Annotated in this window: 18 protein-coding genes; 7 read left to right on the forward strand and 11 right to left on the reverse strand. The window is 67.9% G+C overall.

Annotated elements, in window-relative coordinates; genetic code table 11:
- Nucleotides 1-2: 2 nt before the first annotated feature.
- The 5 genes from dnaG to AC1D2F_RS07700 form a co-directional block, all read right to left on the reverse strand.
- Nucleotides 3-1940, reverse strand: coding sequence for a DNA primase (gene dnaG, locus AC1D2F_RS07680; RefSeq protein WP_476966498.1), 1938 nt, complete (start codon nucleotides 1938-1940; stop codon nucleotides 3-5).
- A gap of 52 nt (nucleotides 1941-1992) precedes the next feature.
- Complete coding sequence (locus tag AC1D2F_RS07685) at nucleotides 1993-3282, reverse strand: deoxyguanosinetriphosphate triphosphohydrolase (RefSeq protein WP_229995755.1); 1290 nt, start codon at nucleotides 3280-3282, stop codon at nucleotides 1993-1995.
- A complete protein-coding gene (gene dusB, locus AC1D2F_RS07690) occupies nucleotides 3275-4453 on the reverse strand; it encodes a tRNA dihydrouridine synthase DusB (protein ID WP_476966499.1) in 1179 nt (392 codons plus the stop codon). Before dusB ends, AC1D2F_RS07685 begins: the two co-directional genes overlap by 8 nt.
- Nucleotides 4454-4554: 101 nt before the next feature.
- On the reverse strand, nucleotides 4555-6021 hold the full coding sequence (locus AC1D2F_RS07695; protein ID WP_476966500.1) for a YibE/F family protein: 1467 nt from the start codon (nucleotides 6019-6021) through the stop codon (nucleotides 4555-4557).
- 148 nt (nucleotides 6022-6169) lie between these two features.
- The gene (locus AC1D2F_RS07700; RefSeq protein WP_476966501.1) at nucleotides 6170-7543 is read right to left on the reverse strand and encodes an FAD-binding oxidoreductase; all 1374 of its coding nucleotides are present in this window, start codon (nucleotides 7541-7543) and stop codon (nucleotides 6170-6172) included.
- Between the two features lie 270 nt (nucleotides 7544-7813).
- On the opposite strand from AC1D2F_RS07700, the gene AC1D2F_RS07705 reads away from it, so the two are divergent.
- From AC1D2F_RS07705 to AC1D2F_RS07720, 4 genes are all read left to right on the forward strand, one after another.
- The gene (locus AC1D2F_RS07705) at nucleotides 7814-8578 is read left to right on the forward strand and encodes an alpha/beta hydrolase (protein WP_476966502.1); all 765 of its coding nucleotides are present in this window, start codon (nucleotides 7814-7816) and stop codon (nucleotides 8576-8578) included.
- Nucleotides 8578-9390 (forward strand): DUF1295 domain-containing protein, encoded by an 813-nt coding sequence (locus AC1D2F_RS07710; RefSeq protein ID WP_364747332.1) that lies wholly within the window; start codon nucleotides 8578-8580, stop codon nucleotides 9388-9390. The genes AC1D2F_RS07705 and AC1D2F_RS07710 overlap by 1 nt, the downstream gene beginning before the upstream one ends.
- 76 nt (nucleotides 9391-9466) lie before the next feature.
- The gene (locus AC1D2F_RS07715) at nucleotides 9467-10336 is read left to right on the forward strand and encodes a lysophospholipid acyltransferase family protein (RefSeq protein ID WP_476966559.1); all 870 of its coding nucleotides are present in this window, start codon (nucleotides 9467-9469) and stop codon (nucleotides 10334-10336) included.
- Nucleotides 10337-10356: 20 nt separating this feature from the next.
- Nucleotides 10357-10578, forward strand: a complete 222-nt coding sequence (locus tag AC1D2F_RS07720; protein WP_364747330.1) for a hypothetical protein — start codon at nucleotides 10357-10359, stop codon at nucleotides 10576-10578.
- An 87-nt stretch (nucleotides 10579-10665) separates the two neighbouring features.
- On the opposite strand, the gene AC1D2F_RS07725 is transcribed toward AC1D2F_RS07720, so the two are convergent.
- The 3 genes from AC1D2F_RS07725 to AC1D2F_RS07735 all read right to left on the reverse strand — a co-directional run bounded on the left by AC1D2F_RS07725 (nucleotide 10666) and on the right by AC1D2F_RS07735 (nucleotide 14145).
- On the reverse strand, nucleotides 10666-11670 hold the full coding sequence (locus tag AC1D2F_RS07725; protein ID WP_364747329.1) for a GNAT family N-acetyltransferase: 1005 nt from the start codon (nucleotides 11668-11670) through the stop codon (nucleotides 10666-10668).
- Between the two features lie 2 nt (nucleotides 11671-11672).
- Complete coding sequence (locus AC1D2F_RS07730; RefSeq protein WP_229993749.1) at nucleotides 11673-13058, reverse strand: glycine--tRNA ligase; 1386 nt, start codon at nucleotides 13056-13058, stop codon at nucleotides 11673-11675.
- 121 nt (nucleotides 13059-13179) lie between these two features.
- Nucleotides 13180-14145 (reverse strand): DMT family transporter, encoded by a 966-nt coding sequence (locus tag AC1D2F_RS07735; protein ID WP_229993750.1) that lies wholly within the window; start codon nucleotides 14143-14145, stop codon nucleotides 13180-13182.
- A 33-nt stretch (nucleotides 14146-14178) separates the two neighbouring features.
- Here AC1D2F_RS07735 and AC1D2F_RS07740 point away from each other — a divergent pair, with 33 nt between their 5' ends.
- Nucleotides 14179-14415 (forward strand): RNA-binding S4 domain-containing protein, encoded by a 237-nt coding sequence (locus AC1D2F_RS07740; protein WP_229993751.1) that lies wholly within the window; start codon nucleotides 14179-14181, stop codon nucleotides 14413-14415.
- A gap of 51 nt (nucleotides 14416-14466) precedes the next feature.
- On the opposite strand, the gene AC1D2F_RS07745 is transcribed toward AC1D2F_RS07740, so the two are convergent.
- The gene (locus AC1D2F_RS07745; RefSeq protein WP_476966503.1) at nucleotides 14467-15123 is read right to left on the reverse strand and encodes an alpha/beta hydrolase; all 657 of its coding nucleotides are present in this window, start codon (nucleotides 15121-15123) and stop codon (nucleotides 14467-14469) included.
- A gap of 94 nt (nucleotides 15124-15217) precedes the next feature.
- Here AC1D2F_RS07745 and AC1D2F_RS07750 point away from each other — a divergent pair, with 94 nt between their 5' ends.
- Together AC1D2F_RS07750 and AC1D2F_RS07755 are read left to right on the forward strand one after the other, a co-directional pair.
- Nucleotides 15218-16081 carry an SGNH/GDSL hydrolase family protein gene (locus tag AC1D2F_RS07750; protein WP_229993785.1) on the forward strand — a complete coding sequence of 288 codons (864 nt, stop codon included), beginning with the start codon at nucleotides 15218-15220 and terminating at the stop codon, nucleotides 16079-16081.
- 99 nt (nucleotides 16082-16180) lie between these two features.
- Nucleotides 16181-16729: a hypothetical protein gene (locus tag AC1D2F_RS07755; RefSeq protein WP_229993786.1), complete on the forward strand. Its 549-nt coding sequence runs from the start codon at nucleotides 16181-16183 to the stop codon at nucleotides 16727-16729.
- Here the strand turns inward: AC1D2F_RS07755 and AC1D2F_RS07760 are convergent.
- A complete protein-coding gene (locus AC1D2F_RS07760) occupies nucleotides 16726-17292 on the reverse strand; it encodes an isochorismatase family protein (RefSeq protein ID WP_229993753.1) in 567 nt (188 codons plus the stop codon). The two genes, AC1D2F_RS07755 and AC1D2F_RS07760, sit on opposite strands and share 4 nt — an antisense overlap.
- Before the next feature lie 138 nt (nucleotides 17293-17430).
- A complete protein-coding gene (locus AC1D2F_RS07765) occupies nucleotides 17431-18915 on the reverse strand; it encodes a CoA-acylating methylmalonate-semialdehyde dehydrogenase (protein ID WP_229993754.1) in 1485 nt (494 codons plus the stop codon).
- Between the last annotated feature and the right edge of the window lie 61 nt (nucleotides 18916-18976).

Raw genomic sequence — 18976 nt, forward strand, 5'->3', positions numbered from 1 at the left:
GCTCAGGCGTCCGAGCGCAGGGACCGCCGCTGCATCTCCAGTTGCATGAGTTCGCGGTTCAGGCGCTGGAAATCCTCGGGATCGGCCGAGGCGTCCAGACGCTGCAGCTGGCCCATCTTCTCGGCCTTGACCCGGGTGATCTGGAGTTCGAACAAGCGGGCAAGGATGTCCTTGCAGTAGCGCAGGACACCTTCGGGCGTGTTGGCCGGCAAGGGCACCACCGCGAGTTCGGACACGAGCGGGCGCAACGGCTCAGGGACCTCCTGCAGCAGCTGCTCCACCCAGCGCACCGGGTCCCCGGCAAACCCGAGTCCGGTGGCCCGGATGGCCTCGTGGATGGCCAGATAGGCGGGCGTGGAGAACCGCGCTTCCGAGAAGCGCTGCCACGTCTCACCCTCGAGCATGCCGGGTTCCTGCAGCGCGACCTCGAGTGCCTGGCGTTCCATCGCTGCCACGGGGTCCCGGGGATCAGGACGGTTGAAGGACGGGAGCACCGCCGACGGCGGCAAGGGAGCAACGCCCGGCCCAGTCCCGGCAAAGCCGCGGCCGGACCCGGGATGTCCCTGCCCGCCGCCCTGGCCGCCGCCCGGCGGGGCCGAGGCAGCCTGTGCGGCACGCTTGGTCGCGGCACCGACGGCCCTGCTGACCTCCTCGACCGGCATCCCCAGCCAGCCGGCGAGCTCCCGGGCGTAGGCCGGCCGGATGCCGGCGTCGCGGATCTGCGCCACCACAGGCGCGGATTCACGCAGGGCAGCGATCCGGCCCTCGACGGTGTCCAGATTGTGCCGCTTCAGGGTGGCACGGATGGCGAACTCGAACAGCGGCCGGCGGCTCCCGATCAAGTCCCGGACGGCGGAGTCGCCCTTGGACTGGCGGAGTTCGCAGGGGTCTGCGCCGCTGGGTTCCACCGCCACGAACGTTTGCGCGACAAACCGCTGGTCCTCCTCGAAGGCGCGCAGTGCCGCCTTCTGGCCGGCGGCGTCGCCGTCGAAGGTGAAGATGACTTCTCCCCCGCTGCCGTCGTCGGAGAGCAGCCGGCGGGCGATCTTGATGTGCTCGGTGCCGAAGGCGGTGCCGCACGTGGCCACCGCCGTCGGAATGCCGGCCAAGTGGCAGGCCATGACGTCGGTGTAGCCTTCCACCACCACGAGCTGGCGGTCCTTGGCGATGCTGCGCTTGGCGAGGTCGATGCCGTAGAGGACCTGGGACTTCTTGTAGAGCGCGGTTTCGGGGGTGTTCAGGTACTTCGGGCCCTGGTCGTCCTCATAGAGCTTGCGGGCACCGAAGCCGATAGTGTCGCCGGCGATGTCCCGGATGGGCCAGATCAGCCGGCCGCGGAAACGGTCGTAGATCCCCCGGCCGCCTTCGGAAAACATCCCGGTGAGCTTGAGCTCGGCATCCGTGTAGCCGCGGCCGCGGAGGTGCTTGAGCAGCGAGTCCCAGCCCTGCGGCGCGTAGCCCACACCGAACTGTTCCGCCGCCGCACGGTCAAAACCCCGTCCGTAGAGGAAGTTGCGGCCCTCGGCCGCGCCCGGGGTGATCAGCTGGGCACGGAAGAATTCGTCGGCCACTTTGTGCGCGTCCAGCAGACGCTGGCGCCGGCCGATATCCTCCCGGTTGGGACCGGAGCCGCCGTCCTCGTAGTGGAGTTCGAAGCCGATCCGGTGGGCCAGCTTTTCGACGGCCTCGTGGAAAGTGGTGTGGTCCAGCTTTTGGACGAAGGAGATGACGTCGCCGTCCTCGCCGCAGCCAAAGCAGTGGTACCGGCCAACCTGGGGGCGGACCGTGAAGGAGGGTGAGCGTTCGTCGTGGAAGGGGCACAGGCCCTTGTAGGACCCCAGCCCGGCTCCCTTGAGCGTCACGTAGCCATCGACTACTTCCTTGATGTCAGTGCGCTGGCGTACTTCATCGATGTCTTCGCGTTTGATCAGGCCGGCCACAGTGCCATCCTAGTCCCCGGGTACGACGCCGACTGTCCGCCCACGGCGGCACTCACCACAGCGACGGCAGGCTGCCCACGAGGCGCTCGTACATGGCCAGCGCTGAGCCGTCCGTCAGCGAGGCGACCTGGTCGATGACCACGCGCAGCCGCGCGGCGTCGTCCGCGGCGTCGAGCCAGTCGGCGGCGAACATCGGCTCCAGGTGGCGGTCACCCGTGGCGCTGAGCGCGGTGACCAGGGCATGCAGGACCTCGCGCTGGCGCTCATAGATGGGCTGCCGGTGTTCGGTGGTCATCACGAAGGTGGTGGCCAGGCCCTTCATCACCGCGATTTCCATGACAGTCTCATCCGGGACGATCAGCTCCGCGTTGTAACGGGTCAGGTTTTCCGGGCCGTAGACCGTGCGGGTGGCCTCCAGCGCACTCTGGCAGAAGCGGCCGATGAGCTGGCTGGTCATGTCCTTGAGCGCCGCCATGGCCTTGCGGCTGCCATCGGCCTCGCGCACCCAGACGTCAGTGGCCTCCAGCCGGGCCAATGCGGCGTCGATCGCGGCGGGATCGTTGTGCGGCAGGTACCACTGCTTGGCGTAGCCGACGACGCGGGCGCGGTGGTCCGGGTTGTCCATCCAGCGCAGCTGGAAATGGCCTGCCACGATCGCGTCCTCGACGTCGTGCACCGAGTAGGAGATATCGTCCGCCAAGTCCATGACCTGCGCTTCGAGGCAGGACCGGCGTTCCGGGGCGCCGTCGCGCATCCAGTCGAAAATGGGGAGGTCGTCCTCGTAGGCGCCGAACTTGCTGGTCCGTTCCCCGTGGATGACCGGCGCGTTCACGGCGGACCAGGGGTACTTGGCGGCGGCATCGAGGCTCGCCCGGGTCAGGTTCAGGCCAGCCGGCCGGCCATCGGCGGCAAGGACCTTTGGCTCCAGCCGGGTCAGCAGCCGCAGCGTCTGGGCGTTGCCCTCGAAGCCGCCGATCCCATGGGCCACCTCGTTGAGGGCGGCTTCGCCGTTGTGGCCGAAGGGCGGGTGGCCGAGGTCGTGGCTGAGGCAGGCCGTGTCCACGACGTCGGGGTCGCAGCCGAGGGCACGGCCCAGTTCGCGGCCCACCTGGGCAACCTCAAGGCTGTGGGTGAGCCTGGTCCGGACGAAGTCGTCAGTATCCGGCGCCACCACCTGGGTCTTCGCGCCGAGCCGGCGCAGAGCCGAGGAATGCAGGACCCGCGCACGGTCGCGCTCGAAGTCCGACCGGTAGGTGCTCTTGGGCGGCTCTTCGACCCACCGGGCGCAGTCGCGGGAGGTGTAGCCGTCCAGGACGGGGGCGGTGGTCCGGGTTTCAGCCACCGGAGACGTCCAGTTCAGCGAAGGAGATGTCGCGGGTCTGCGCGTCATTCAGCGTCCGGTTCAGCAGCCAGTCCTTCGGCAGCGCAGGCTTCTTCGGAGAGCCGGCGCGGCCGCGCGGGCCCTCGGCGTCGCCCCCCGGATACGGCGAGTCGAGGTCCAGCTGGTCCAGGGTCCCGCACAGCACCTCGAGGCTGGTGACGAGTGCCAGCTTGGTCCGCAGTTCGCTGCCGACCACGTAGCCCTTGAAGTACCAGGCAATGTGCTTGCGGATTTCGCGCAGGGCCTTGCCCTCGTCCCCGAACGTCTCGACCATGAGCTCGGCGTGCCGGTACACGCTTTCGGCCACCTGGCGCAGATCCGGCCGGTGCCGCTGGTCGCTGCCTTCGAACGCGGCCATGAGATCGCCGAACAGCCAAGGCCTGCCCTGGCAGCCGCGGCCGACGACGACGCCGTCCACACCCGTTTCGCGGACCATCCGGACCGCGTCTTCCGCGGACCAGATGTCTCCGTTGCCAAGGACGGGAATGTCCGGCAGGGCTTCGCGCAGCCGGGCAATGGCGGACCAGTCGGCCTGGCCGGAATAGAACTGTGCGGCCGTGCGGCCGTGAAGTGCGACGGCGGCGACGCCGGAATCACGGGCAATCCGGCCGGCATCGAGGTACGTCAGGTGGTCCTCGTCAATGCCCTTGCGCATTTTGATGGTCAGCGGGACGTTGCCCTTGGAGGCTTCCTTCACCGCGGTCTGGACGATCGAGGTGAAGAGGTCGATCTTCCACGGCAGGGCCGAGCCGCCGCCGCGGCGGGTCACCTTGGGCACAGGGCAGCCGAAGTTGAGGTCGATGTGGTCTGCCCGGTCCTCCTCGACGAGCATCCTGACGGCTTGGCCGACGGTCACGGGGTCCACACCGTAGAGTTGGACGGAGCGGACTTTCTCGTCGTCGTCGTGCGAGATGATGCGCAGCGATTCCGGCGTGCGCTCCACGAGGGCACGCGAGGTGACCATCTCCGCCACATACAGGCCGCCGCCGTATTCACGGCACAGCCTGCGGAAGGCGGAGTTGGTGATGCCCGCCATGGGAGCCAGGATCACGGGGGTGTCCACGGTGATCGGGCCCAGCTTCAGGGGCGGGAGTTCCAGCTTGGGGGCGGGAGGCGTTGCTACAACAGTCACCCGTCCATTGTCTCAAAGACGGGCAAATCGGCCCGGTCCCGCTCCGGTTATGTGGAAATGACCGGCTATGTGGAAACTTTCGCGTGCCGCCAGGGCCCGCGTCAGCCCCGCAGTGCGGCACGCCGCCCGCGGCGCGTGGCAGGACCGGCACCGGCGCCGTCCGGCTCGAACCCGTCGGCCGCGAACCCGTCCGGCGCGATCCCGTCGGATTCGCTCCAGCCTGACCCGCCGCCGTCGGACCCGACCCAGTCGGGCTCGATTGATGCGGACTCCCCGCCCTTAACCGCGCCGCCCTTAATCCCCGTGGCCTTGACCACCAGCACGGCGATGAGCGTGGTGACCGGCACGGCCAGGACGAGCCCAACGGAGCCGACGAGGGTTCTGATGACTTCCTCGGAGAGTTCGGCGCTGGTGAGGGCGTCCCCGAGCGGGCGCTCATAGAGCATGACCAGGATCAGGATCGGCAGGGCCGCGCCGGCGTAGGCAAATGCAATGGTGTAGACCGTGGAGGCGATGTGGTCCCGGCCGATCCGCATCGCGGACGTGAAGAGCTGCCGCGCACTGGTTTCCGGGGCGAGTTCCCACAGTTCCCAGACGGCCGACGACTGCGTGATGGTGACGTCATTGAGCACGCCCAGACCGGAAATGATCAGTCCGCACAGGATGATCCCGGAGATTGAGATGTTGTCCGACATGTTGGTGAGCGTAGCGGCGTCGTGGCTGCCCACACCGGCGAGGTTTGCGGCGTCGGTGGCCCAGGCCGCCAGCAGCGCTGTGATGGCGAGGCCGAACATTGTCCCGAGCAGCGCCGTCGACGTGCGGGCGGAGAAGCCGTGGGCGAAGTAGAGCACCCCGATCATGATCACCGTGGAACCCACGAGCGCCAGGAGCAGCGGCGGCTTTCCCTCGACCAGCCCGGGCAGCATGAACGAGACAAGCACGACGTAGGCGCCGACAAGTCCGATCAGGGCCCGCAGGCCGCGCCAGCGCGCCACCGCGATCACGACGACAGCGTACAGCACGGCCAGGAAGATGATGGGCAGTGTCCGGACAAAGTCGACGAAGACATAGGCGGGCGCGCCCTGGCCATCGGCGCCCTGCACCTTGGAGAGGTTCAGGTAGCGGATGTTGTCCCCGGGCTTCACACCGTGGGATTTCGCGATGTCCGGGTTGATGACCACCTTCACCGGGTTGCCGCCCTTGTCCGGCTCGGTGTAGGCGAACGTGCATTGCGAGCCCTCGTTCGGGGGCTGCGGGGTGGTGCCGGAACCGGGTGTGCCCTGCGCCGCGGCGTCACCGCCGGCCTGGGCATCCGAACAGCTGCCGACGACGACCCGCTGGATCTTGCCGGTGTCGAACGTCACGCCCGGGGCCGCGGCGTAGGGGCTGGCCAGGGTGATGCCCTCTTTGCTTCCCGACGGCCACATGAAGGCCATGGCCGCCAGGGTCAGCAGCGTCAGCGGGATCAGGATGGCAGCCAGGATCCAGTTGGCCTTCTTCCGCGCCGCGAGCGTCTGGGGTGTGGGCTCGACATCGTCAGTGTGAGAGTGGGAGTGTCCAGCGCCCATCAGCAGTTCAACCTCATGCCGAAAACTCTACGGCGTGGGCGGGGGCTGTCCGGACGGATGACGGGACACGCCGCGCAGATGCGGCGTGTCCCGGTGTGCGGCGTGCCCCGGCGTGCCGGAGTGCCGGAGTGCCGGCAGGACATCGAGGTTACGCCGGCGGGATGTTCTGGTTGATGTGGAAGAGGTTCTGGGGATCGTACTTGGCTTTGACCTCCCGGAGTCTGCTGAAGTTGGGCCCGTAATTCTCCGCGACCCGGGGCAAGTCATCGCGGTCCATGAAGTTGATGTAGCCGCCCGGCGCCGAGTAGGGGCGCAGTGCCGCCGCATATTCCTTGACCCAGGCGATGTTTGCCTCGTTCTCGGCCGGGTCCTGCCAGATGCCCGCAATCACCGGCGCGAACTTGACGTTCCGGTTGGCGAATGCCGTATCGTCCGCACCTACTCGCTGCACTGCTCCGTCAATGGGATACAAGTGCACGGCGGTTTGCACGCTGGGTACTCTGCTCCCAAAGTCGAGGTGCGCGGCGATGGCTCCGTCACTGAGCTCCGCGAGGAAATCGGCTTTCCAGTAGGCCTGCAGACCCTTGGGCATCAGGGGGTCGAAGGCCTGGTTCAGGACCGGGTAGGGCATCGGCCCCACCATGGAACCCGCCACGGGAGCGATATCGAGGAAGGGCTGCCATTGGGCGGGACCCGCGGCCTGATCGCCCGTCCACATGCCGACTACCACAGCCACCGGTTTGCCGTGCCATTCCTCGGGCAGGAATGGTACAGGCGGCCCCATGGCAAATGCCAGGAAGACCCCCAGTTCCTCGGGCGCGGAGTCCATATGATCCCGGTAGAACTTCGCCACAGTTTCTGCATGCTCCATCGGATAGATGATGATGCCGGCGTGAACCATATCCACCGGGTGCAGCCGGTATTCCAGCGACGTGACTACGCCGAAGTTCCCGCCGCCGCCGCGCAGCGCCCAGAACAGGTCCTCATTCTCGCTTTCACTGGCAGTTAGGAACTTACCGTCCGCTGTAACGACGTCGGCAGCGATCAGGTTGTCGCAACTGAGCCCATACTTCCGCGCGAGGTAGCCAATGCCGCCGCCCAGTGTGAGCCCTGCGACGCCCGTCGAGCCGATGATGCCGCCCGTAGTCGCCAGCCCGAAGGCGTGCGTGGCGTGGTTGAAATCGGCCCAGGTTGCGCCGGCCTCGGACCTCGCCGTCTTGTTTGCCGGATCGACCCGGACGCCGGATGTGTTCGAAAAATCGATGACCAGGGCGTCGTCCCAGGTGCCAAATCCGGGAGCGCTGTGGCCTCCGCCGCGGATGGCAAGGTCCAGGGAATTGTCCCGGGCGAAGTTGACGCAGGCTATGACATCCGCCACCTGGGATACGCGGACCACCGCGGCCGGCCGCTTGTCGATCATGCCGTTGTACACCGCACGCGCCGCGTCGTAGTCCGCGTCACCAGGCGTGATGATCTGGCCGCGGACTTGCTCGCGCAGGCTATCGAACTTTGTTCCGTTCATTTTCTATACCGTCGATTTCGTCGTGGGATTCAACCCGGACGGTTCTCTGCGCTCCCAGCCGGCGTGACGCCCGGAGGTTTACCTGCACATGCCTACTCCTCCCGCATTTCCCCGTCAAGGGCGCCGTCAAAATGCGCGCCTGCCGGCCGCACCCATCACCGCGGGCACCGGCTCCGAATCCACACTGGGCACCACCTGCCTTGACGGGCGGAGGCTGCAACCTAGGGTTGGTTATTGACGGACGAAAGACGGAAGGACACACGCGTGGCCATGCGTAAACTAGACGACCGCGAGCCGGGGGCGGGCCGATCCGGGCCCGCCGCCAAGGCCGTGCTGAGAATCGCCGAAGCCGCCGGGGAAACCCGCGCAGTTGCCTTGGTCCTGCACGGCGGGCGGGCCGACAGCTACGACGCGGTCCGCGGCCGGCACCTGAGCCCGGCCCGGATGCGGCCCTTCGCCCGGGCACTGAACAGGCAGGGCGGCCCGCACGGGCTGGCTGTGTGGACCCTGCGCAACCGGTATCGCGGCTGGAACGGGGAAGACATGTCCCCCGTTCATGATGCCCGCTGGGCGCTCGCCCGGATCAGCCAGGAGCATCCTGGCGTGCCGGTGTACCTGCTGGGCCACTCCATGGGCGGTCTCACGGCGCTGTGCGTGGCCGACGACCCGCAAGTCGAGGCCGTCGTCGCGCTCGCCCCATGGCTCAATCACAAAACCCCGGTCCAACCCGTCGCCGGCCGCCGGGTCCTGATCGTCCACGGCACCGACGACCGCTGGACCAGCCCGGCGAACTCGCTGGACTATGCCCGTCGCGCCGAGGGCGTCGCCGCGTCCTTTGACTACGTCTCCCTCAAGGGTGCCGGCCATTTCATGATCCGCCGGTTGGCACTGTGGAACGTGCTGGCGAACGGTTTCGTCCTGGATGCCTTCGGCGAGGCCACGGGGGCTGATGTCTCCGGCGCCACGGACGCCTTACGCAGCGCGCTGCGCAGCGCCCCGCCGGCGGCCGGAACACGCCTGCCGGTGGTGCTGTGATGCCGACGTTCCCGCTTGATGCCTTCCTGGCCAGCCTGCCGTGGGTCATCGCGGGACTCGTGTTGCTGCTGGGCCTGACCTTCGCGGTTGCCGTGCGGCAGAACCGGCACTCCGTTATCGACACCGTCTGGGGCCTGGGCTTCGTGGTGGTGGCCGGCATCTCCTGGGTGCTCTCCGCCGGATACGGCGACGCCGGCCGCCGGCTGCTGCTCCTTGTCCTGGTCGCGGTCTGGGGCATCCGCCTCGCCGTCCACATCGGGCTCCGTGCACGCGGCGGCCACGAGGACCCACGGTATGTGGACATGCTCTCCGCAGCACCCGGATCACGCAACGTCTACGCCCTGCGGCGGGTCTACCTGCCCCAGGGTGTGGTGATGTTCTTCGTCTCGCTCACCATCCAGGTCGGCATGTTCGCCACCGGAACCCTGGGCTGGCTGGCGTTCGCCGGTGTCCTGCTCTGGATCCTTGGCTTCGTGTTCGAGACGGCCGGCGATTGGCAGCTGACGCAGTTCAAGGCCGATCCCGCCAGGCGTGGCACCGTCCTCAACACTGGGCTGTGGCGCTATACCCGCCACCCCAACTACTTCGGCGACGCCGCCGTCTGGGCCGGGCTCTTCCTCGTGGCCGCCGATTCCTGGCCCGGCGTGCTGACCATCCTCTCCCCCGCCCTGATGATCTGGACTCTTGCCGGCAAGACCGGGAAGCCGCTGACGGAAAAGGCGATGGCCGCACGGCCCGGCTACAAGGAATACATCGAATCCACCTCCGGTTTCCTGCCCTTGCCGCCCCGGCGGCGGACCGTGGGGCACTGACATGCGCGGCCCGGGACAGGGCCGGCCTGCCCTGAACTGGCGGCGCCTGAACTGGCGGACCCTGAGGTGGCGGACCCTGAGCTGGCGGCCGGAACCCAACGACCGCTTCTACCGTTTCATCGTCCGCACCGGGCTGGCGCTGCGCTGGCTGTTCCGGATCCGTGTCCTCGTCACGGGCCGGGAGCACCTGCTCCAGCCCGGGCCGCTCAATGCTTCCACCCGAGACGGCGCCCGCGGTGCCGCCCACCGGTGCCCGTCGCGGCCGGTGGTGCCCGGCCAGGGTGCCGTCGTCGCGATCACGCACTTCGGCTACCTCGACTTTGCCTTCGCCGAGATGCTGCTGTGGTGGCACAACCGGGCCCAGCTGCGCTTCCTCGTCACGCAGGGAGCCGCCGACCACTGGTTTGCCGGGCCCGCGGTCAGTGCAGCCGGGCATGTTGTGGTCGGGTACGGATCGGGAGCCCGCGCCTACGACGCCGCGGTCGCCCGGCTGAGGGAGGGCGAGTACATCGCCATCCTGCCCGAGGCGGGCGTGAGCCGCAGCTTCACGGTGCGCGAATGCAAGACCGGTGCCGTGCGAATGGCCGCCGAAGCCGGCGTGCCGATCATCCCGGTCTCCATCTGGGGCGCCCACCGGCTGATGACCCGCCATCATGCCTTCTCGCCGCGGCGCGCCTGGCGCGCCCCTGTCCGCATCCACGTGGGCGAGCCGATCCTTCCGGGCTCGCTCCCGGGCCCGGCCGACGACGCCCGGCCGGCCACGGCACGCCTGGCCAAGACGCTCCAGGACGGGATCGACGCCGGCATGGCCGACTTCCCCCTGCAACCCGCGCCCGGTGCCTGGTGGATGCCGGCCGGGCTCGGAGGCGGCGCCCCGACGGAGGAGGAACGGCGCCGGCTCGACGAGGCCGACGGTCCGCGGCGCGCAGGTGCCAGGCGCCGATAAGACCGGTTTCCGCCATCGTCTTGACTAAGCTCCATGGGGTACAAAATGCAGCGCCGCAGGGCGGCTCGATCCGCGCTGCCGGGGACCTCGGAGTCGACCTGCTCGCGGTGCTGAGGCTGCGCGCCCGGGACCTGGTGGGCTTCACTTTCCTGCAGTTCGTGTTCCACCTGCCGGTGGTCCTGCTGCTGGTCTGGCTGCTGGGCATGAGCTTCGAGTTCGTGCCGCCGGTGATCCCCAAATAACGGTGTCTGACAGAAAAGGTGTTTGACGGTAACTGTGCTTAACCAAACTGACCCGCAGCTGTGGCTGCGGGTCAGTTTGGTTAAGGCTTACGCCGCGTCGGAGACGACCAGGGTTTCCGAGCCCTGGACATGGGCTTTTCCGCTCACGAGCAGCGGTTCGACGACGGCGCGCAGGGCGGTCATCGCGTCGTCCAGTTCCAGCATCACCGGGTGCTGGTAGGCGATCAGGGCCAGAAGATCCCGGACGGCGGCCCGGGCTTGATCCGCGTCGAGCTTGGGTTCGTGTCCGAGGAAGACTTCAGTTGGCCCGGCCGACGCGTCCGCACCGGCACCGTCGGCGTCGGCCCCGGGAATTCCCTGGGCGTAGCTGATGGCGAACCCCTCCAGCCGGCCCTTCCGGCTCGCCGCGATGCCGTGCCCGAAGGCACTGGCCTTGGGCGCCCGCAGCACGATCGCTCCGTGGGCGCCGCTGAGATCATCCAGGAACAAACGCTGCACTGCGGCAACGCTCAGCTCCCCCGGGCTGTCCCAGCCGTGCACGGCCGTGTAGTAGCGTCCCACGACGTCGCTGAGCTCCACCGAGCCCGTGGCCAGGTCTTCGACCTGATCAGTGGCCGCGGACTCCGAACCGTCGCCGAACACGGGCAACTTGAGCGGCGCCGGGTCAACGACGACGAGGCGGGAGCGCTGGATCGGGGCCAGGCCCGCGGCCTCGGCAAACGCCGCCCCGGGGGTGCCCGGCTCCACTTTGCAGCGCAGTTTGGACACGCCCGACGGCGCCTGGGCGGCCTCGTGCCGCAGCATGGTCAGCAGCGTGGACCCGAGGCCGGCGCGGCGGTGGTCCCGGGCGACCTCGACATACGCCCAGAGCCGTTCCGGGTGCAGCGAGGCCTCGTGGACCACGGCAGCCGCCACGGGAATGGCAACGCCGTCCACGACGTCCTCGGCCACGATGCAGCGGCGCCACGGGGAATTGCCCGAGGGCGCCAGCGTGCCGCGGAACTGTCCGGCCTGGACCGTCTCAGGACCGCCCCAGATTTCCAGCAGCGCGAGGTCGTCGCCCTCCCGCCATTCCCGGTATGCGATGGCCATGATCAGGCGCCGATCAGCCGTGCGGCCAGGTAACCCTCCACCTTGTCCAGGGAAACGCGTTCCTGGCTCATGGTGTCGCGTTCGCGGATGGTGACGGCCTGGTCGTCCAGGGTCTCGAAGTCCACGGTGATGCAGAACGGGGTGCCGATCTCGTCCTGGCGGCGGTAGCGGCGGCCGATGGCGCCGGCGTCGTCAAACTCGATGTTCCAGCTCTTGCGCAGCTGGGCCGCGAGGTCCTTGGCCTTCGGGGACAGGTCCTCGTTGCGGCTCAGCGGCAGCACTGCGGCCTTCACCGGGGCCAGTCGGGGATCGAGCTTGAGCACAGTGCGGATGTCCACGCCGCCCTTGGCGTTGGGGGCCTCGTCCTCGGTGTAAGCATCGATCATGAAGGCCATGAACGAGCGGGTGAGGCCGGCGGCGGGCTCGATCACGTACGGGGTGTAGCGCTCGTTGGTGGCCTGGTTGAAGTAGCTCAGGTCCGCGCCGGAGGCCTTGGCGTGGGTGGAGAGGTCAAAGTCGGTGCGGTTGGCGATGCCCTCGAGCTCGCCCCACTCCGAGCCCTGGAAGCCGAACCGGTATTCGATGTCGGTGGTGCCCTTGGAGTAGTGGCTGAGCTTGTCCAGCGGGTGCTCGAAGAAGCGCAGGTTCTCGTCGCGGATGCCCAGGCCCGTGTACCAGGACATGCGTTCCTTCATCCAGTACTCGTGCCACTGCTCGTCGGTGCCGGGCTCGACGAAGAATTCCATCTCCATCTGCTCGAACTCGCGGGTGCGGAAGATGAAGTTGCCCGGCGTGATCTCGTTGCGGAACGACTTGCCGATCTGGCCGATGCCGAACGGCGGCTTCTTCCGCGAGGTGGTCAGGACGTTGCCGAAGTTCACGAAAATTCCCTGGGCGGTTTCGGGCCGCAGGTAGTGCAGGCCTTCCTCGCTGGCAACGGGGCCGAGGTAGGTCTTGAGCAGGCCGGAGAATTCGTGGGGCTCCGTCCACTGGCCGCGGGTGCCGCAGTTGGCGCAGGCGATGTCCTTGAGGCCGTTCTCGGCCGGACGGCCCTTCTTCTCCTCGTACTCTTCTTCGAGGTGGTCCGCGCGGTAGCGCTTGTGGCAGGACAGGCACTCCACCAGCGGGTCGGAGAAGACATCGACATGGCCGGAAGCTTCCCAGACCTGGCGGGGCAGGATGACGGAGGAATCCAGGCCTACAACGTCTTCGCGGCCGCGGACCACGGACTGCCACCACTGGCGCTTGATGTTTTCCTTGAGCTCGGCGCCGAGCGGCCCGTAGTCCCAGGCAGAACGGGAGCCACCATAGATTTCACCGGCCTGGAAAACGAATCCCCGGCGCTTGGCGAGGGAAATGATCTGGTCAAGGACGGATTTTGCTGCCATGGGAACTCCAATTTTGTACAGGGCCGCTGGGTGCGGTCCGCGGTGTCAGCCCCGGGTCACCGGCTGGTTGCCGGACGGGGGAAACGAACAGTGCGATGCAAACTCCAAGCCTACCGGCCCGCTACCGCTTCAGCGCCCCGCGGGGCCAGGGCAGCGTGGCCAGGATGATGGCGCCGAGCGTCAGCACGGTGCCCAGGACTGTCGGGAGCGCGATCACAGTTCCGGGCACCGGCAGTATCAGGTCCAGACCGAGGGATCCCAGCAGCTGACCGGCGATCATCCCGAGGCCGGTGACCAGCACGCCCAGGCTGCGGACCAGGAGGGCGCCGATGCCGATGAAGATGCAGCCGAGCGGGCCGCCAAGGTAATACCACCACTGCGCCGGCAGGGGGTTGCCGGCGCCGGCCACCGCGAGTTTGATCAGCCACGCCGCCCACAACAGGGCGGCTCCGGCGATGAAGTTCACCAGCGTCGCGGCGATGGGGGTGCCGTAGTGCACGGTGGCTGTGCCGTTCATGGCCTGCTGGAAACTCATCAGGAACCCGGCCAGGAGCGGCAGCAGCACGGGCACAAACAACTGCAGCACGGATTCCCCGGCGCTGAACCTGGGCGAGACCGCCCAGGCGACGGCGGCGACGGTGAGCACGCTGCCCAGCACCCGGATGCCGGTAATGGGCCTCTTCCCCGCCGGTCCGATCCCCATCCGGTCCACCAGCAGGCCGCTGAGGGTCTGTCCCGTCACGGCGGCCACCGTGAAGAGGGCGACGCCGAGCAGTCCCACGGTGAAGGACTGGGCGAAGACGAAGACGGCCCCGATGCAGCCGGCCATCACGTAAAAGGGCGGAAACTGCCGCTCGCGCACGGCCGGCAGGATCCGCGCCAGCCCGGCCCGCCCTTTGGGCAGTGCCAGCGAAATGGCCGTCATCACCACCAGCCCGGTGCTGAAGCTGACGACGGCGGCGCCGATTCCGTCCCCAAGCGCCACCCCGAGGGCGCCGTTGATCCGGCCCTGGACCGGGATGAACAGTCCGGTCGCGACGGCCATGGGAAGGCCCACGATCAGCGGGAGCCGGGGGGTGTGGGTCATTGGTGCCACCTTAGGTCAGGCATCATTGCTTGTATGAGCAATCCGGAATTCGAAGACATCACCATCCGCGACAGCATGATCCGGCTGGGCCAGCTGCTGAAGCTTGCGAATCTGGTGGAAGACGGTGTGGAGGCCGCAGAACTGATCAAGAACGGGCTGGTCAAGGTCAATGGCGAAATCGACGAGCGCCGCGGCCGCCAGCTTCACGACGGCGACACCGTCACCGTGAGCGGCCGGACCGTGCGGATCAGCGCGCCCGCCGCCTCTTAGCCACCCGAGCGCACCTCATTCATGTGGCGCGCCTGACGTCTACGGGCGCACCTACTTCTTGGAGTTGAGCACCACGTGCGTGAGGAACTCTGAGACGTGGCCGATTTCCTGCTGGTTGATGCCGTGCCACATGCCCGTGTAAAGGACCTTGGTGAGCTTCACGTGCTTGCGGACCCAGCCGATGGTGTAGTCAATCTTGTCTGCGGTGATCACCGGGTCCTGCTGGTCCCGGCCCCAGAACAGCGGCACGGTGCCGTCCAGTTCGCCGTCGCGGAAACTGGGGTCCTCGCCGGCGTCGACGACAAACCCTGACAGGCCGACGACGGCGGCGAAGTCAGCCGGCCGCTGCCGCAGCAACGTGGTGGCCATGGCCATGCCCATCGAGAACCCCAGCAGCGTCACCGACGGGTGGTTGGCTTTGACGCCGTCGAGCCAGTCCTGGACATATGCGGCGGCGACCTTGACGGCGTCGAGCGAATAGTCAATGGACGCTGTCAGCGGGAACCAGGTGAAGCCCGGGCCCATGGGGAGCGGGGCGCGCAACGAGGCCACTGTGAAATCCTGCGGGAGCATCTCCGCCAGGCTGAGCAGATCCTGTTCGTTGGCGCCGTAGCCATGCAGCAGGACCAGCAACGGTTTGCCGGCCCGCTCCTGCTCCGGCTTGGACCAAAGAACGACAGGGGCCGGGAGGGCATCAGCGTGAGTCATGGAACCATTCTTACAGTTACCCAGCGGTAACAACCTACGGTGGCGTAGCTTAACGTGAACAGTGCAGGATATGGGGGTGAGCGAAACCGAAGCCATGGAAAATTCACCGGACCCCTCAGCCGACACCGTCGTAACCCACCCGTGGACCCGCTATGTGGCCATGGGCGACTCTTTCACGGAAGGCATCGGCGACCCTGAACCGGCCAGCCCGGGCGGCCACCGGGGCTGGGCAGACCGGGTCGCCGAGGAACTCAGCCGCGGGCACAACGACTTCGCGTACGCCAACCTGGCCGTCCGCGGCCGGCTCCTGCAGCAGATCGTGGACCAGCAGATGGCGCACTGTCTGTCCCTCAAGCCGGATCTCATCACGCTCTCCGCCGGCGGCAACGACCTCATCCGCCCGGGCGGGGATCCGGACGTGCTGGCCGAAAAGCTGGACTCGGTGGTGCAGATCCTGAGCCTGGGCGGCGCCACCGTGGTCCTGTTCAACGGCCCTGACACGGGCTCCACGGTGCTGGGCCGGATCCGCAGCAAGGTGGCCATCTACAACGAGAACCTGCGTACCATCGCCGCGCGCCACGACGCCGTGATCGCGGACATGTGGTCCCTGCGCCAGCTCAATGACCCGCAGATGTGGAATGCTGACCGGCTGCACTTCTCACCGCTGGGCCACCACACCATCGCGGCCATGGTGCTGGACTCGCTGAACGTCGAGCACACCCTCCGGCCCCTCGCCCCCAAACCGCTGCCGCAACGCGGTTGGCGCGAGGCGCGCAGCGGCGACCTTGTGTGGGCCAAGGAGTATTTTGTCCCCTGGGTGGTGCGGCGGCTGCGGCACCGCTCCTCGGGCGACGGCGTGACGGCCAAGCGGCCCCTGGCCGGCCCGGTGTTCGGTCCCGGCGTTCCGCTCGGCTCCGGCGAAGGTCCGCCCGGCGCCGAGGATGCGGTGCGGTCCTGAGCCTGCGGGGCATAAGCTGGAAGAACACTTCTCCGGCCCTATAGATGAGCCCGCAGATGAGAAGGCCCAGCAGCTGAAAGGCCCCATACCGTGAGCAGCATGTTCTTCTGGATCATCGTGTTGTCGTTCCTGATTCCCGTGGCCATGCGCCTCTACCGCAGGTCCGCCCGCGGCCGGAACCAGGGCACGCCGGGGCAATTCGGCGGGTTCCCCGGAAACCAGAACAACCCCGGCAACCAGGGCAACCAGCCGCGGGACGGCTACACACAGCAGGACTACTTTGGTGGCTTCGGCCAGCTGGGCGCCCCGAGGCAGCCGGGACCGGGCAACGAGCCGTACCCCAGTCCCCGGTTCCCCAACCAGCCGTTCCCGAACCAGCCGTACCCCGGTCAGCAGTACCCGGGTCCGGCCGGCTACCAGTCCCCCGTTCCCTACGAGGACAGCCCTGAGTACCTGAACAACCCTCCGCAGCGGCACGAACCGGCGCCGGCAGCCGGACAGCCGCAGACTCCCGAGGTGCCCCAGGCGCCGTCGCCAGCGCAGGGCTACCGTGCCCGCAAGCTGGCCGAACTCGACCAGCAGTACAGCGACGGCAAGCTGTCCATGGAGGACTACATGGCCCAGCGCGCTGAAATCATGAAGGGCTAGGCTCCTGCAGGGCTAGCGAAGTCGACGTCGGCTGCGTTGACCGTTCCGGCCGTCCGCCCGGGAGCCTTGTGGTACTGCCAGTACAAATTGGTGTGGGCCACCACCAGCTCCGGCGGCGGTGCGCCAAATTCGGTCAGGTCCTCGGTGGTGTGGGCGTCGGCGACCAGCGTGACATCGTAGCCGCGGGTGATCGCGCCGTGGAGGGTGGAGCGAATGCACTCGTCGGTCTGCGCACCGGCCAGGAAGAAGCGGCCGATGCCGCGGGCGGCCAGCACGGCCTCCAGGTCGGTCGCCTCGAACGCGTCGCTGTACTCCTTCGCCACGAGCGGCTCTGAATCGCGCCGCGCGAGCTCCGGCACATACTGCCAGCCGTCGCTGCCGCGCGGGAGTTCCTCGCCGTTGTGCTGCACCCAGACGACGTCAACCCCGGCGCCGCGCGCCTTGTCCACGAGGGCGGCGATGGTCGCGACGACGTCGTTACGGCGGTAAGCCTCCGCGACGACGCCGACCTGCATGTCGACGACGAGCAGTGCCGTGTTGGGGCGGTTGATGAGCGTGGTCATGGTGCCTCCCGGATCGTGGCCCTCCCTGCCTGCCTACTCTAATCCCGGAGCCGGAAAGCAACGAGGGGCCACTTGCGGCCCATGATCCGGTGCCGGATGGGCGCGAAGTGACCCCGCGTTGCTTGGAGCGGTGAAGTGTCAGTCGACCTGGGGGAAGCCGAGGTCGATCACCGAGGTGGACGGGTCCGGCCAGCGGGTGGTGACAACCTTGCCGCGGGTGTAGAAGCGGATGCTCTCCGGGCCGTACATGTGGGTGTCGCCGAAGAGGGAGTTCTTCCAGCCGCCGAAGGAGAACGTGCCCACCGGCACCGGGATGGGCACGTTGACGCCCACCATGCCGGCCTCGACGTCGAATTCGAACTGCCGGGCGGCGCCGCCGTCGCGGGTGAAGATCGCCACGCCGTTGCCGAACTCGTTGTCGTTGACCAGCTTCACGGCGTCGGCGTACGTCTCGACACGGACCACCGAGAGGACGGGGCCGAAGATCTCGTCGTCGTAGACCTTCATGCCGGGCTTGACGTGGTCGATCAGGCTCACGCCGATGAAGAAGCCGTTGGAGTCGAATTCGTGCTCGCGGCCGTCCACCACCACGGTGGCGCCTTCGTTGGCCGCGCCGGCAACGTAGGAGGCCACCTTGTCACGGTGCTCGGCTGTGATGAGCGGGCCCATCTGGGAGGCCGGGTCCGTGCCCGGGCCGATGGTTAGCGTGGCCATGCGGGTGCTGATCGCGTCCACCAGTTCATCGGCGATGCTGCCGACGGCGACCAGGACACTGACTGCCATGCAGCGCTCCCCGGCGGAACCGTAGGCGGCCGAGACAGCGGCGTCCGCGGCCATGTTGAGGTCCGCATCGGGCAGGACCACCATGTGGTTCTTCGCGCCTCCCAGGGCCTGGACGCGCTTGCCGTGATCGGCGGCGCGCTGGTAGATGGACTGCGCGATCGGCGTCGAGCCGACAAAGCTGATCGCCTTGACGTCCGGGTGTTCCAGCAGCACGTCCACGGCCTCCTTGTCGCCGTGGACCACGTTGAGCACGCCCGCCGGCAGTCCGGCCTCGGCGAAGATCTGGGCGATGAAGATGGCGGAGGACGGGTCCTTTTCGCTGGGCTTGAGCAACACGGTGTTGCCGCAGGCCAGGGCGCTGCCGATCATCCACAACGGCACCATGGCGGGGAAGTTGAACGGCGTGATGCAGGCGACGACGCCGACCGGCTGGCGGACCGAGTGGACATCGACGCCGCCGGAGACCTGCTCGGAGCGCTCGCCCTTAAGCATGTGGGCCAGCCCGGTGGCGAATTCGATGTTCTCCAGGCCGCGGGTGATTTCACCTTCCGCATCCGAGAGGACCTTGCCGTGCTCGCTGGTCAGCAGGGCCGCCAGTTCGGGCCGGCGCTGCATGAGCAGTTCACGGACCTTGAAGAAAATGCCGGTGCGCTTGGCCAGGCTCGTGGCGCGCCAGCCGGGCAGGGCGGCGCGGGCGGCCGCGACGGCCTCCTCGACGCGGGCGGCGGAGGCCAGGGCGACCTCTTTCTCCTGCTCGCCGGTGGCGGGGTTGAAGACGGGGCCGAAGCGCTCGGCGTCGGAAATCAGGGCGCCGTTGATGTAGTGCGGAATGCGTTCCATGGGGTGGGTCTCTTTCGTGAAGGGCAGGGCCGTGAAGTTGTGGGCCCTGAAGGATTGCGTG

This window comes from Arthrobacter sp. P1_B3, from assembly GCF_056406615.1.